The organism is Actinomyces sp. oral taxon 180 str. F0310, from assembly GCF_000185285.1.
Classification (GTDB): domain Bacteria; phylum Actinomycetota; class Actinomycetes; order Actinomycetales; family Actinomycetaceae; genus Pauljensenia.
This window is the reverse complement of sequence record NZ_GL622194.1, coordinates 1-14,368: the sequence shown is the minus strand read 5'-3', so window position 1 is coordinate 14,368 and position 14,368 is coordinate 1. Positions and strand designations below refer to the sequence as shown.

The 14,368-nt window shown below is 65.9% G+C and carries 14 protein-coding genes; all 14 read right to left on the bottom strand.

The window, feature by feature from the left end:
• Positions 1-4 precede the first annotated feature (4 nt).
• The gene (sufU, locus tag HMPREF9006_RS00075) at positions 5-481 is read right to left on the bottom strand and encodes a Fe-S cluster assembly sulfur transfer protein SufU (RefSeq protein WP_009211484.1); all 477 of its coding nucleotides are present in this window, start codon (positions 479-481) and stop codon (positions 5-7) included.
• Between the two features lie 35 nt (positions 482-516).
• Positions 517-1,794, bottom strand: coding sequence for a SufS family cysteine desulfurase (locus HMPREF9006_RS00070; RefSeq protein ID WP_009211483.1), 1,278 nt, complete (start codon positions 1,792-1,794; stop codon positions 517-519).
• 5 nt (positions 1,795-1,799) lie between these two features.
• Positions 1,800-2,552, bottom strand: coding sequence for a Fe-S cluster assembly ATPase SufC (gene sufC / locus HMPREF9006_RS00065; RefSeq protein WP_009211482.1), 753 nt, complete (start codon positions 2,550-2,552; stop codon positions 1,800-1,802).
• Between the two features lie 16 nt (positions 2,553-2,568).
• A complete protein-coding gene (gene sufD, locus HMPREF9006_RS00060; protein WP_009211481.1) occupies positions 2,569-3,762 on the bottom strand; it encodes a Fe-S cluster assembly protein SufD in 1,194 nt (397 codons plus the stop codon).
• Positions 3,762-5,207, bottom strand: a complete 1,446-nt coding sequence (sufB, locus tag HMPREF9006_RS00055) for a Fe-S cluster assembly protein SufB (protein ID WP_009211480.1) — start codon at positions 5,205-5,207, stop codon at positions 3,762-3,764. Before sufB ends, sufD begins: the two co-directional genes overlap by 1 nt.
• Before the next feature lie 32 nt (positions 5,208-5,239).
• Positions 5,240-5,935, bottom strand: a complete 696-nt coding sequence (locus HMPREF9006_RS00050) for a helix-turn-helix transcriptional regulator (RefSeq protein ID WP_009211479.1) — start codon at positions 5,933-5,935, stop codon at positions 5,240-5,242.
• Between the two features lie 153 nt (positions 5,936-6,088).
• On the bottom strand, positions 6,089-6,733 hold the full coding sequence (locus HMPREF9006_RS00045) for an NUDIX domain-containing protein (protein WP_009211478.1): 645 nt from the start codon (positions 6,731-6,733) through the stop codon (positions 6,089-6,091).
• Between the two features lie 128 nt (positions 6,734-6,861).
• Positions 6,862-7,755 carry a copper transporter gene (locus HMPREF9006_RS00040; RefSeq protein ID WP_009211477.1) on the bottom strand — a complete coding sequence of 298 codons (894 nt, stop codon included), beginning with the start codon at positions 7,753-7,755 and terminating at the stop codon, positions 6,862-6,864.
• On the bottom strand, positions 7,752-8,897 hold the full coding sequence (steA, locus tag HMPREF9006_RS00035) for a putative cytokinetic ring protein SteA (RefSeq protein WP_009211476.1): 1,146 nt from the start codon (positions 8,895-8,897) through the stop codon (positions 7,752-7,754). Before steA ends, HMPREF9006_RS00040 begins: the two co-directional genes overlap by 4 nt.
• On the bottom strand, positions 8,894-10,570 hold the full coding sequence (gene recN / locus HMPREF9006_RS00030; protein WP_034230754.1) for a DNA repair protein RecN: 1,677 nt from the start codon (positions 10,568-10,570) through the stop codon (positions 8,894-8,896). The genes steA and recN overlap by 4 nt, the downstream gene beginning before the upstream one ends.
• Positions 10,567-11,397, bottom strand: coding sequence for an NAD(+)/NADH kinase (locus tag HMPREF9006_RS00025; protein ID WP_009211474.1), 831 nt, complete (start codon positions 11,395-11,397; stop codon positions 10,567-10,569). Before HMPREF9006_RS00025 ends, recN begins: the two co-directional genes overlap by 4 nt.
• Positions 11,394-12,221 (bottom strand): TlyA family RNA methyltransferase, encoded by an 828-nt coding sequence (locus HMPREF9006_RS00020; RefSeq protein ID WP_009211473.1) that lies wholly within the window; start codon positions 12,219-12,221, stop codon positions 11,394-11,396. Before HMPREF9006_RS00020 ends, HMPREF9006_RS00025 begins: the two co-directional genes overlap by 4 nt.
• Positions 12,218-12,406, bottom strand: a complete 189-nt coding sequence (locus HMPREF9006_RS00015; RefSeq protein WP_009211472.1) for a hypothetical protein — start codon at positions 12,404-12,406, stop codon at positions 12,218-12,220. Before HMPREF9006_RS00015 ends, HMPREF9006_RS00020 begins: the two co-directional genes overlap by 4 nt.
• Positions 12,403-14,368 (bottom strand): HAD-IIA family hydrolase (locus HMPREF9006_RS00010; protein WP_050786681.1); only part of this gene is annotated, 1,966 nt, incomplete at its 5' end. The genes HMPREF9006_RS00015 and HMPREF9006_RS00010, both read right to left, overlap by 4 nt.

Below are 14,368 nucleotides of genomic sequence, written 5' to 3'. Positions count from 1 at the left end.
TCCTTTACTGCTCAGCGGGCTCGCCCGCGGTGGAAATGTCAATGCCGGACTTGGCCATGGCATCACGGAGCGCGTACCATCCAAGGAGGGCACACTTAACGCGGTTAGCGAATTGCGAAGTGGACTCCAGAGCGGCGGCATCACCAAGGTCATCGAGAATCTCATCATCGACACCGAGGTTACGCGAGTGCATCATGACTTCCATGTCCCGATAGAGACGAGCAATCTCGTCAGCGGACTTGCCTTCGGTCAGGTCGGTCATCATGGACAGGGAGGCACGCGAAATCGAGCATCCGTCGCCGTCCCACTGAATGGAGGCCAGGTGCTCGCCATCCATAGACACACCCAGTGTCACCTCGTCACCGCACGTGGGGTTGACCTGATGAGACGACGCATCCATGCCTGACGGATCGCCCTCGCCATGCTTTTCACGCGCGTGATCGAGAATCACCTGCTGGTACAACTGCTCAAGACTGCCCATGATTTCCTTTCCTGCCCAACATTTCTGAGCCGATTCTACCGGCCGAAGAAGCCACGTACCTTCGACAGACCATCGACAAGGCGCTCGATTTCCTCCGGAGTTGTCGTCGGAGCAACCGACGCGCGCGCGGAAGAACGCACCTGGAAGAATGTGTGAAGCGGAATCGCGCAATGATGGCCAACCCGAACCGCAACATCGACCGAGTCCATGAACTGGCCGACGTCGTGCGGGTGGACTCCGTCAACAGCAAAAGCCACAACGCCGATACGATCCGTGTCGCTATCGGGGCCGAGGACCGAAATTCCCTCGATCGACGAGATGCCCTCCAGCATCATCCGTGTCAGCATGTGCTCGTGTGCCTCGACGCGATCCATACCCAGCGTAGACAGGTAACGAAGCGCCTGCGCCCATCCGGCGACCTGGGCAACGGGCTGTGATCCCGCCTCGAAGCGCTCGGGCGGCGCCATGAACGTGGATTCCTCCATGGTCACCCATTCGATCATCGACCCACCTGTAAGGACCGGGGGCATCGCGGCAAGAAGATGACGACGTCCCCACAGCGCGCCCGCGCCCGTGGGGCCGAGCATCTTGTGGGAGGAAAAAACCGCAAAATCCACGTCAAGCGTTGACAGGTCGAGAGGCATGTGCGCGCTGGATTGGCATGTGTCGAGCAGGATGAGCGCGCCGACCGAACGCGCCGCGGCGGCGATGACCGCCGCCGGCGAGATCGCGCCGGTCACATTGGAGACGTGGGTGAAGGCAACGAGTCGCGTATTCGGGGTAATGACCGACAGCGTCTCCAGGTCGATGCGCCCGTCGGGAGTCAGATCGAGCCACGCGAGCTCGGCGCCGGTTCGCGCGCACAGCTGCTGCCACGGGACGATATTCGCGTGGTGCTCCGCCCGCGTACACACGATGCGGTCGCCCTCCCCCACCCGCAGTGCGGTGGAATCGGTGCCGCCGATGCCCTGGGAGGCATTGCCCATGCCGATGGCGACGAGGTTGATCGCCTCGGTAGCGTTCTTCGTCCACACGATCTCATCGGGAGCGCCCCCAATGAACGAGGCAAGGGCTCCTCGGGCGCTCTCGAACGCGTCGGTGGCCTCGTCGCCCAGCAGGTGAGTGCCCCGATGAACGGCCCCGTTGCGGAGGCGGTAGAAGTCGGCCTCGGCGTCGATGACGCACGTGGGTTTCTGCGAGGTCGCCGATGCGTCGAGGTAGGCGATCGGTGCGCCGCCGCGCCCGACGCGTTCCAGAATCGGAAAATCCGAACGAATCGCGTCGAGCTCGGCGGCGGTGAAGTCGGTCGGCACGGTGATCAGAGACCCAGGTACTTGTCGTAGCCGTTCTCTTCGAGCTCGTCTGCCAGCTCAGGTCCGCCCTGGGCGGCAACCCGGCCATCGACAAACACGTGAACGTGGCTGGGCTTGATGTAGCGCAGGATGCGCGTGTAGTGGGTGATGAGCATGATGCCGCAGCCAGTTTCACCGTGGACGCGGTTGACGCCTTCAGAGACGATGCGCAGGGCGTCAACGTCGAGACCGGAGTCGGTCTCGTCGAGGACCGCGAAGGAGGGCTTGAGGAGCTCCATCTGAAGGATCTCCAGGCGCTTCTTTTCTCCACCCGAGAAGCCGACGTTGACGTCGCGCTCGGCGAAATCGGGATCCATGCGGAGCTTTTCCATGGAGCCCTTCATGTCCTTGACCCACGAGCGAAGCGCGGGCGCCTGACCGTCAATCGCCGTCTTGGCGGTGCGCAGGAAGTTCGACACGGACACGCCGGCGACCTCCACGGGGTACTGCATGGCGAGGAAGAGGCCTGCCTTCGCGCGCTCGTCAACGCTCATCTCGGTGATCAGTTGGTCGTCCAGCCATGCCTCGCCCGACGTGATCTCGTAGTCCGGGTGGCCGGCCAGCGCGTAGGCCATGGTGGACTTACCGGAGCCGTTGGGGCCCATGATGGCATGGATCTCGCCGGAGTTGATCGTGAGGTTGACGCCCTTGAGGATTTCCTTGGGGCCTTCGGCGGTCTCGACGGAGACGTGCAGGTCCTTGATGCGAAGAGTCGACATGTGTATTCCTTAAAGCTCAGTTGGTACGGGACTTGGCCAGCTCGGCCTCGACGGTTGCCATGAGGTGGTCAACCACCTCGGGGACACCGATCTGGTTGATCAGCTCGGCGAAGAAGCCGCGCACGACCAGTCGGCGCGCCTCGTCTTCGGCAACGCCGCGGCTCATCAGGTAGAAGAGCTGCTCGTCATCGAAACGGCCGGTCGCGGAGGCGTGCCCCGCCCCCTTGATCTCCCCGTTCTCGATCTCGAGGTTGGGCACCGAGTCGGCCTTCGCCCCCTCGGTGAGTACGAGGTTGCGGTTCAGCTCGTAGGTATCCGTGTCGTCGGCTGCCTCGCGGATGAGGCAGTCACCGATCCACACCGAGTGAGCGTCCTTGCCCTGGAGGGCACCCTTGTAGGTGACGCGCGAGTAGCAGTTCGGCTGGGAGTGGTCGACAAAGACGCGGTGCTCAAGGTGCTGGCCGCCGTCCACGAAGTAGATGCCGAGCATGCTCAGCTCGGCGCCTGGGCCGCGGAAGTCCGTATCGGCGCACAGGCGCACGAGGTCGCCGCCGAAGGTGACGACGATGTGGGTTAGTTTCGAGTCACGGCCGAGCGCGAGGCGCTGGTTGGAAGCGTGCACGACGGTGTCGTCCCACTCCTGCAGGGACACGACGGTCAGGTCGGCGCTGTCGCCGGTCTCGACCTCCACTGTCTGGTTGAGGCCCGCGTCCGCGCTGCCCGTGTGCGACAGGATGACTGTCGCCTTGGAGAAGGCGCCGGCGCGCACCACGATGTGTTGGGCGCGCGTTCCGTTGATGTCGCGGACGTTGATGCGGATCGGTCGGTCGAGCTGAGTGTCGGCCGGGATGTCGACGATGGTCGCGGTCTCGAAGCCGTTCCACGCGACGACGGCAGTGCGGTCACCGGGGGCCAGGACGGTGCCCAGCCGCTTGTCGGCACGCGCGACGGTCTCCACGCCAACGCCTGCGGGGGCTTCCACCGATGCGGGCGCGTCACCCGCGTCGTAGTTGGCGGGTTCGAAGAGGCGTTCGATCCGACGCATCGGCGTGAAGCGCCAGTCCTCCTCGCGTCCCCCCGGAACGGGAATCGCATCCAGGCGGAAGGAGGTTGGGCGGTCCGCGCGCGAGGGGTGGGCCTTGTCGCGAGTGCCCGCGCCGTGCGAGTGCGCCTTGTTCATGGTGTCGACAATAGTGTTGGGGGTGGTCATCAGCCGACGGATCCTTCCATCTGCAGTTCAATGAGGCGGTTGAGCTCGAGGGCGTACTCCATGGGAAGCTCTTTGGCGATGGGCTCGACGAAGCCGCGCACGATCGTCGCCATGGCCTCGTTCTCGTCCAGGCCTCGGCTCATGAGGTAGAACAGCTGGTCGGCGCTCACCTTGGTCACGGTGGCCTCGTGGCCCATCTCGACGTCGTCGGTGCGCACATCGACGTAGGGGTAGGTGTCGGTGCGGGAAACCTTGTCCACGAGGAGGGCATCGCACAGCACGTTGGACTTGGAGTGGCGCGCGCGCGCGTTGACTTGAACGAGGCCTCGGTAGGAGGTGCGTCCGCCACCGCGCGACACGGACTTGGAGACGATCGACGACGAGGTGCGGGGTGCCATGTGCACCATCTTCGCGCCGGTGTCCTGCTGCTGGCCGGGACCGGCGAAACCGATGGAGAGGGTTTCGCCGCGGGCGTGTTCGCCCATGAGGAAGCAGGCGGGGTACTTCATGGTGATCGCGGCACCCATGTTGCCGTCGACCCACTCCATGGTGCCTCCCTCTTCGACGATCGCGCGCTGGGTCACCAGGTTGAGCACGTTGGTCGACCAGTTCTGAATGGTCGTATAGCGCACGCGCGCGTCCTTCTTGACGAAGATCTCGATGACGCCCGAGTGCAGGGAGTTCTCGTCGTAGATCGGGGCTGTGCATCCTTCGACGTAGTGAACGTAGGAGCCTTCGTCGGCGATGATGAGCGTGCGCTCGAACTGTCCCATCGCGGAGGTGTTGATCCGGAAGTACGCCTGCAGCGGGATGGTGACGTGAACCCCCTTGGGCACGTAGACAAAGGATCCACCGGACCAGGCCGCAGTGTTCAGTGCCGAGAACTTGTTGTCGCCGGCGGGCACGCACTTACCGAAGTACTCCTCAAAGATCTCGGGGTGCTCGCGCAGGCCGGTGTCCGTGTCGGTGAAGATGACACCCTGACGCTCCAGGTCCTCCTGGATCTGCTGGTAGACAACCTCGGACTCGTACTGCGCGGCAACACCGGACACCAGGCGTGACTTCTCGGCCTCGGGGATTCCGAGGCGGTCGTAGGTGTCGCGAATCTCCTCAGGGAGGTCTTCCCAGTCGTTGACCTGGCGGTCCGTGGGACGCACGTAGTACTTGAAAGCGTCGAAGTCCACGTGGGACAGGTCCGGCCCCCACGCGGGCATGGGCTTACGTTCAAAGAGCTCTAGCGCCTTGAGTCGCCGTTCCCGCATCCACTGGGGTTCATCTTTGACGTCCGAGATGAATCGAACGATTTCTTCGTTAATGCCGGTGGGGACGTCCTTTGAATAGTCGTCGGAGTCGTGCCATCCGTACTCGTAACTGCCGATGGAACCGATGATCTCGTCATCGGTCATACGACGGTCCTCAGCGCCCGAGGCGGGTGCCTGCGTCATTGTTGTATCAACCTCTCGTTCTTACCTGTGTGCTACTTGCGTCGCACATTCCTCACCCCCGGGCGGATGAGGGGCATCCCCACGGGAATGTGGGTCGTGCACACGTGCCCTCCGCCGGCGAGCGTGGAAAGTCGTTGGACGTGGACGTCGAGGAGTTTGCCGAAGGCAATTGTCTCGGCGTCGCACAGCTGCGGGAAATCGCCCGCCACGCTCTGGATCGGGCAGTGCCCCTGGCAGAGCTGGACCGCGAGGGTGCCTCCCCCGATGTCGCGTACCGTCGCGGCGTAACCGTCTTGGGTCAGCGCGTCGGCGAGCGCCTGGGCGCGCACGCGAGGATCCGAACCCGCGTCGCGAACGATCGGCGCGTAGCGCCGCTCGATCTCTCGCGAGCGTGCCGCTGCGAAGGATTCGACGGCTTCCTCGCCGCCGACCTGTCCGAGGTAGCCGAGTGCCTTCGATGCGAGGTCGGAGTAGCCGTCGGCGAGATGAACGTGCGCGCGTTCGGTCGCGACGTAGTGCCGTGCAGGCCGACCCCGTCCGCGTTTGGTCGGGGCGTTTGGCTCCCGTTCGACTATTTCTTTGGACTCGAGCAGCAGCGTGATGTGGCGCCGAACGGCAGCCGTGGTCAGGCCCAGGACCTTCGCGATTGCCGACGCCGTGACGGGTCCCTTCTCGACGATGAGATCGAGCACCTGCTGCCGAGTTGTGGCGTCTGCTTCTTCTGCCACTTCTCCTCCGCTCCGGCGCGGCTGCCCTGCGCCTGTGTGTGCTTGTCTCACGGGAAGAGTCTACGCTAATTTCGATAGATCGGCGTTGCGAAAAGCCCGATAAGGTGTTATTCCTCCCACACGTCCAGGGACCTAAGACCTATTTGTTGATTGCTAGCGCATCCACGGAGCATCCGGGGACCGCAGTCCCTCCCACTGCCGTCCCCGCGCAGCGTGGGCGGCCAGGATTCCGAGGACCGCTGAGGGGTTGTGAAGACGCCCGGCCGCCACCATGTCGAGCGCCTCGGTCAGGCTCACCCACGCGTAGATCATCGCAGCCTCTTCGTCCTCACGCGCGAAGCTCTCGGCTGCCTGCGTCAGGTCTCGGGCGAGAAAGATCCGCAGCGGTTCCGTCGTACCCCCCGGGGAGGTGAAGAAGTCGACGAGGACGTCCCACCGGCGCGCTGTCAGGTCTGTCTCCTCGGCAAGCTCGCGCTTGGCGGCGACCAGGGGATCCTCACCGGCGATGTCGAGCAGGCCGGCCGGTATCTCCCACAGGAGGGCGCTGACGGGATGGCGGTACTGGCGCAGGAGCAGAATCTCCTCGGCGCCGCGCTCGCCACGCATCGCGACGACCGCGACCGCTCCGGGGTGGCGGGTGTACTGACGCACAACGGGCGCTTCCCCGTCGACAACGACGACATGGTCCTCCACGACGTCGACGATTCGTCCGCTCCACACGGTGTGACGCGACGTGACCTCGCGCGATGTCTTCTCGTCGGAAATCGCGAGAGCTTCCTCATGGGACAGGAAACGCATGTCCCTCCTCCTATCTTTCGTGTTAACGCGCTGCGTCCAGGGCGCCTTCCGGATTCAACGGGACGGGTGGCAGGTTCGACGAGGCGCGAGAGGGCGCATCGAGACGCATCCACCTGCGGCCGCGTGTCCTACTTCGTGCTGGGTACGACGGATTGAGCGCCGTTGCCGACGCCGAAAGCGCGCGCACCGGAGCCGCCGTGGGCGAGGGCCAAAGCGGTGTCGACTGCGGCGAGGGTCGTGCCCACCGAATCGACCGTGGTAACGCCCGTCGCCGAGCCTCGCAGGTAGGTAATCATCGCGTCGCGGCTGGAGGCGTCACCGACCACGACACCGGAGGTCGAGCCGACGGCCTGGGCCAAGCCAGCCCAGGCATCGGAGCTCTTCGAAACTGCGGAGGGAGAGGCTGTGGCCTGCGGCTGCGCCTGCGCACGCGCTCCGATGGCAACGAGCGTCGAAGCACCACCGGCTGGGTCCTCGTCGACGGTCATAATGGGGGTGGACTGGTCGGTGAGAATCTGACGAAGCAGGTCGGTTTCCGCGCCCGTTGAGGATAGAACCTGGGCGATGGCGTATCCAACGATACCGTCCGCACTGGCTGTCTTCGCACCACCCGAGCTGAGATGCGACGCCAGCGTCGCAGACAGCGTCGTACGATACTGGCTCATGGAGGTTGACTCCCAGTTGTCCGTCAGGCTGACCCGACCGACAACGCTTGCGCCGGCGTCGGTCAGCGTTGAGCGAATCGCGCTGACGTCGTCCTCGGAAGCTCCCGGCAGCACGACAAGGGCAACCTGGCGGCCCGCAAGCGAGCCCGCGAGAGTGGAGGAGGCCAGTGCTTTCAACCCGGCCGCTTCGGCTTCTGCGTGCGCGCTGGCCGCAGGGTCCACGGTCGTGGTCGCGCCGGAGGAGCTCACGCCCGCGCGAATCCGGGTTTGCAGCGGTCCCGCGCCGAGTACGACGCCAACCGCCAGGGCGACGAAAATACCGATGATGGACACGACGTGGTAACGGAAGTTGATCATAGGGTTCCTCCAGCAAAGTGCGTGAGCGAGGACAGCAGGGACGTCACAGGTTCGAGAAGATCGTGCCCCCAGGGCGTTGACCAGAGGGCCACGCCCATCAAGCCGATGGCGACCAGGGCGAGCAGGACGAGCGTCCATCCACGAGGACGAGGACGGAAGGTTGCCGCGACCCCGCGGGCGCCGATTAGGCGAGATCCGGCGGCGAGGCGGGAGAAGAAGGCCGGGGCGACGAGCGCCCGGCCAGCGTCCACGAGCTCATTCTCTCCATAGGAGACACCGACGGTGACGATCGCGCTCGCTGAGGAGTGAGCCGCCACCACGATCGCTGCATCGACGGACGTGCCCGCCATCACGACGGACTCGTAGACGACGCCCATTTTGTCGAGCCTCTCGGCACCCGGTGCCAGGCCGTCGCCGCCAACGCGCACGATGAAGGTGCGGGCGCTCCGGATCGCCTTCTCGCTCATGAGGTCGGCGTCTCCGATCACCGCGTCGAGGGGCACGTGCGCTGCGAGCGCCACGTCAGCGCCGGAGTCGACGGCGATAATGAAGGGTGCAGCTTCGGCACGCCAGCGAGCGAGCGCACGCAACTCCTCGCGCGCCTCGGCCGATCCCGTGATCAGCACAATGGGGCGGTCACCGACGCGCGGGAGCGCGGGGACGTCAACGCCTCTGAGCACCGTGGCTCCGTCCTTGGCAAGGTAGTCCTCTATCGCGCCTTCGAATCCCGCAAAAAGCGTCGCGGAGTCGGCCACCTCAACGTCCAGGTCATCGCGGGTGACGGCTTTGCCGGTGGCGATCACCGTGCCATCCAGGAGCACCTTTCCCCCGACGAGCGTGACCTCCTGCCCTTCGCGCAGGGACATGATGTCTTGGCCGAGATCATCCACGAGGGTGATTCCCGCGTCAAGGATGACCTTCGGCCCCATCGCTCGCGTGCGCCCGGTCAGCGACGGCTGGGCATTCAAGACCGCACTCGGACCCGCCGCGACCAGCGCCTCGGCGCTGTCACGGTCCAGGTCCGCGACGTTGATGACCGCCATGTCGGACTTTTCGAGGCGCGTGGCCAGGTGCTTGGGCCGGTCGTCAATGCGGACGCGCCCCGACCTCGGTCGCGCATCCCGTGAAAGTGTCTCGCTCATCCCTGCGATTGTGACACGGCGGAAGCCAAGACGTGCGAAGCGTGGCGGCGCGCCGCCTCCGAGTGCGGATCGCCACCCATCATGCGCGTCAGTTCCGCCTCGCGCTGCGCGCCTTGGACCGGGCGAACGCTGGTCGTTCCGTTCTCCTTCTCGATGACGAGGTGTTGGTCGCCGAATGCGGCCACCTGGGCGAGGTGCGTGACGACGATGACCTGTCGCGACTGGGCCAGGCGCTTCAGGCGGGCGCCGACCTCGGTCGCGGTCTGGCCGCCGATGCCCGCATCGATCTCATCGAAGATGAAGGTGGAGGAGGCCTCGGTTTGCCCGAGCATGAGTTCGAGTGCGAGCATGACGCGTGACAGCTCACCGCCTGAGGCTCCCTGGCCGAGCGGGCGGGCGGGCGCGTGCGGGTGGGGCTGGAGGCGGAACATGACCGTCTCGCAGCCGTGGGAGGACGGTTTGGTCGCGCCAAGGTCAATGTGTAGGGTCGCGTCGGGCATGGCGAGGGCGTGCAATTCCTCGTTGACGCCCGCGGCGAGTTTGCGCGCCAGGCGCGTGCGTGACTGGGTGAGGAGGCGCCCGCGGGAGAGCACACGTTCCTGGGCGGAAGCGAGTTCCTGTTCGACGAGGGCTGGATCCGAGCTCGGCTTCGAGAGCTCGGCCACGCGCGCGTTGGCGTTCGTCCTCCATTCCAGCAGCGACTCGATGTCGGCCGCGCGCCCCCGCAGTGCGTCTCTCATCGCGGCACGTCGCGCGTGGATTTGCGCGAGCCGGGCCGGGTCCGCATCAAGGTGGGACAGGTAGGAGGCCGTGTCGTCAGCGAGCGCTTCGAGTTCGAGGACCTGGCTGCGCGTGCGAGCCACCATCTCAGCCAGGCTTTCGTCAAACCGCAGCGCTTCGTCGAGTCGCGCGTAGGCGCTGCGGGTCGCCTCAAGCGCGCCAGCGTAGTCTGAGCGCTCGTCCCCTCTCAGGCAGGTCACACACTGTTCCAGCAGCGCTCGCAGATCTTCGACGTTGGTCAGGCGCGCGGCTTCACGGGTGAGCTCTTCCTCTTCGCCCACGTGAGGATCGAGTTCGTCGATCTGAGCGATCGCCGAACGCAGATCCTCGAGTTCTTCTGCTCGCTCGCTCGCGTCAAAGCGCAGCGAATCGAGGCGCCGCTTGACCTCGACCGCCTCTCGGAATGCCGAGCGATACTCCTTCAGGAGCGCGCGGTGTTGCGCGCCCCCGAACTGATCGAGCGCGCGGCGTTGGGCGGCCTCGCCCGTGAGTCGGATCTGGTCAGCTTGGCCGTGAATCGTCACCATCGCCCCGACAATATCCGACAGGGCCGAGGCGGGAACGGGCCGTGACCCCAGGTGTGCCCGCGAGCGTCCGGCTGCTCGGACGCTGCGCCCGACGATGAGTTCTCCGTTCTCGACGACGCCACCGAGTTCCTCGACCGCTGCCGCGATGTCGGCAGGGACCGAGAAAATCCCGTCAACGCTGAGGCTTTCCTCGCCGCTTCGCACGAGCGCCGTGTCCGCGCGCGCACCGAGGAGGAGCTGGAGGCTGCTGAGCACCATCGTCTTGCCGGCTCCCGTCTCGCCGGTAACGACGGTGAGTCCGGGGGCGAAGTCGACGTGAGCTGAGGCGATAACCCCGAGGTTGGCGATATCGAGAGATTCGATCACTGTCCCCCGTCCCTCCATCCGCGGGCCGGTAGGTTGAACTTGTTGACGAGGCGCGCCGAGAAAGGCGTGTCGTCAACGCGCACGAGGCGAACCGCAGAGGCGCCGACACGCGCCCGCACGACAGCCCTCGCGGGAACGGTGATGCGTCGTAAGCCATCGCACCACATCTCCGGGTCGCTCCACGTGTCCTCCAGGACCACGATCTCCACGCACGCGGACGGCCCGACAACGAGGGGACGGGTGAAGAGTCCGTGCGCCGCCAGGGGTGCGACGACGATCGCCTCCGTATCGGGCCAGACGACCGGGCCGCCGGCCGAAAAGGAGTAGGCGGTGGAACCGGTCGGCGTGGAGAGGATCATTCCGTCGGCACCGTACGTCGACACTTCCTGCCCGTCGACGACGAGGGCGAAGTGAACTGGGTGGGCAACGTCCGTGTGCATGATAACGGCCTCGTTGAGCGCCCAATCGTGGGCTGTTGTCGCATCGGGACGTTCCATCGCCACATCGAGCGTCATGCGTTCTTCCACCGCGAAGTCGCCTTCGGCGATCTTGCGGGCGAGGTCCCCCGTGCCCGTGGCGGCGAGCTCGGTTAAGAAGCCCATGTGGCCCGCGTTGACCCCCAAAAGCGGCACGCCGAGTGCTCGCGCGCTTGACGCTGCGGCGAGGAACGTGCCGTCGCCGCCGATCGAGAGCACCATGTCGATGCCGCCGACTGCTGCGTCCTCGACGACGTCGATGCCGCGCGCCCGCAGTGCTTGCGCGAGCGTCACCGCGCTGGTGGCGGCGTTGGTGCGGTGGCGGTGACGAACCATGAGAACTCGCGTCATGACGTACCTCCTGCTGGTCCTTCAGCCACAGCCCGGCGGATGCAGCCGGTCAGGTCTTGCGCCGCGATCGGGTGCGGGTGGGAGCGGCGCATGTGAATGAAGTACTCGACGTTACCGCTCGGGCCGGGCAGCGGGGATGCGGCGACTGCGGCGATGTCGAGTCCGAGATTGATGGCGCAACGGGCCACCTTGTCGACGGTTTCGACGTGGTGCTCCGGATTGCGCACCACTCCCCCGCGGCCGAGCCGTTCTTTGCCGATCTCAAATTGCGGCTTGACCATGAGAAGAAAGTCGGCGTCGGCCGCGGCCGCGGCGACCAGGGCCGGGAGAACGAGTGTTAGCGAGATGAAGGACATGTCACCGACAACGAGCTCGGGTGCCGGGGCGACTGTGGCGGGGTCGAGCGTGCGCACGTTGGTTCGATCGTGGACCTCAACGCGGGGGTCGGCCTGCAGCTTCCACGCGAGCTGCCCGTAGCCGACGTCGACGGCCACGACTGATGCTGCTCCGCGCCGCAGCAGGACGTCGGTAAAGCCTCCCGTCGATGCCCCCGCGTCGAGGGCTCGACGGCCACGGATACGCGGAGCCCGATCGCCGAGCGCGTCGAGGACGCCGGCAAGCTTGTGTGCGCCGCGCGAGACGTAGTCGGCCTCGTCTGACTCGGCAACGACGATTGCCTGGGCGGGGTCCATCTGGCGCGCTGCCTTGAGCACAACCTGGCCGTCGAGTTTGACTCGCCCTTCTTCGATCATCCGCGCTGCGCTGGAGCGGGACGGGGCGATCCCGCGGCGCACCAGCTCGGAGTCGATGCGTCGCAGTTTCACTCGCCCGTCCCTCTCACCGTGCGGACAGTGGGATGTGGCGAGGCGCCGGCAGCCGCCGCCGCATCGGGGCCGGACAGCGCCTGGCGCAGCTGCGCCTCGATCTGCTTCAACGTCTCGGCCTGGGAGGGGGCGTCAAGCAGATCAAAGCCGACCAACCGCGCTTCGACCTGTGTGCGTAGGCTCATCGCTCCTCGTCGTCCAGGTCCGCTGTGCGTGCGAGAAGCTCTTCCAACTCTTCTTCGCCGGGCAGGAAGGTGGGCGTCTCTTCTCCCGGCTCGGGCAGCTCGTCCGCCGTGGCGGTGGCTGCGAGGATGTCGTCTCCGCGTTCCTCGCCCGCGGCTGCTTCGGGCGCGCGCACGATGCCGGACGGATCGTCGTTGTCCACGACGCTCATCTCGGGGCATGTCACGGGCTCTCCGGCCGCGTCCGCGTACTCCCAGGCGGCTGCGGCAAGTGCGCGGTAAGAGTCGATCGACACGGTGACCGGCACAGTGAGCTCGACGTCGTCGAGCATCAGCGAACCCGAACGGGTGACCTTGGCGACCTGCGAGACACCGCACGTCCACGTGCCATCGCGGTGGTGTTTCGGCGCGGGGTGAGACTCCAGGAGTCCACGCATGTCGATGGCGAGGTAACTCGGGCGCTGGCCACGCGGGGCTCGGATGACGTCACGAGCCTGGTGCACGCCGGTCAGCACGTGCATGGCGGGAATGCCAGCGGCGACCGCACCCATGATGTCGGTTTCGAGGCGGTCACCCACGGCCAGCGGGTTCGTCGCTCCGACCAGCGCGCTGGCGCGCCGATAGATTCCGGGCTCGGGCTTGCCTCCCGCTGTGGGGCGCTTGCGGGTCGCGTGCGTGATGGCGCGCACCAGCGAACCGTTGCCCAGCGCCTGGCCGCGCTCGACCGGCAGCGTCGCGTCAAGGTTCGACGCGTAGAAAGCTGCGCCCCGCTCAATGGCGAAAGCACCCTCGGACAGCGCCGCCCAGTCGACCTCCTTGTCGAGGCCCTGAACCACGGCGGCCGGCGACTCATCGGCGCTGCCCACCAGCGTGAAACCCTGTTCTTCGACGGCGAGACGCAAGCCGGGGCCGCCGAGGACAAACACCTTGGATCCCTCGTCGAGTTCTTCGGCCATGATGGCGGCGATGTCCATGGCCGAGGTCATGACCATGTCGGCGTTCGCATCGAAATCCATCCCGTTCAGCTTCTCAGCCACCTGGGCAGGCGTACGCATCGCGTTATTGGTAACGAACGCTGAGCTCATGCCCGCCTGACGCGCTTCGATCACGGAGGCGGCGGCGTGCTCGATGCGCTCATCGCCAGACCAGGCGGTGCCATCGAGGTCGAGGAGTGCGCAATCGAACTCTTCGGCGAGCGCCGATCCGGAGCCTCGCAGCGCCGAGCGCTTATTGTCGACATCGGCGTCCTGGAAGAGGGCAACGTCAATAATGTCCGTATCCTCGACCGGCGCGGGCATAGCTTCGAGGACGTCGGCTGCCTCGGCGTCCCTTCCGAGTTCGGTGAGGCGTTCGGCCTTGACCTCCATCAGGCGGCGTCGGAGCTCCTCGTCGGCTGCCTCAGGCAGTACTGCGAGCGCATCGTCGACGATGACAAGGCCGACGTCCGACTGTCCTAGGTCGGCGCGCGCCCCGGAAGAGACGAGGACCAGTTCGACCTGTTCGGCGAGATCGAGACTTGTGGCGTCGGTTGCCTCGATGATCTCCACAGCTTTGTCGGGGTGTCCGAGGCCTCGCTCCGCATCGGCTTCGATAGCCCTCAGAGACGAGTCCGCCCTCATGCGGCGCACGGCTCGCACCTCGCGCAGCGCCTCCTCGTAGCGTCCCGACGCATAGGCCGTCAGTGCGGCAGCCTCACGCACCACGTCGACGCGACCGGCTCGGCTCACGGCCGCCTGCGCGTGCTGATACGCGGCCTCCGGGTCGAGGTCGATCAGCTGCCCGGCCAGCACGAGGTGGCGAGCGACAATGTCACGGTTGGGGCCTGACAGCGTCGTCAGCGCGCGCAGTGCCTGCGCATCTAGTTCGTCAGCGCTGACACCTGCGGGAATAGTCGGCTCATCACCGTTGGGAGCAACGTACTCCTTGATGGACGAGTGGTTCTGGTACTTGGAGTCCTGACGACCT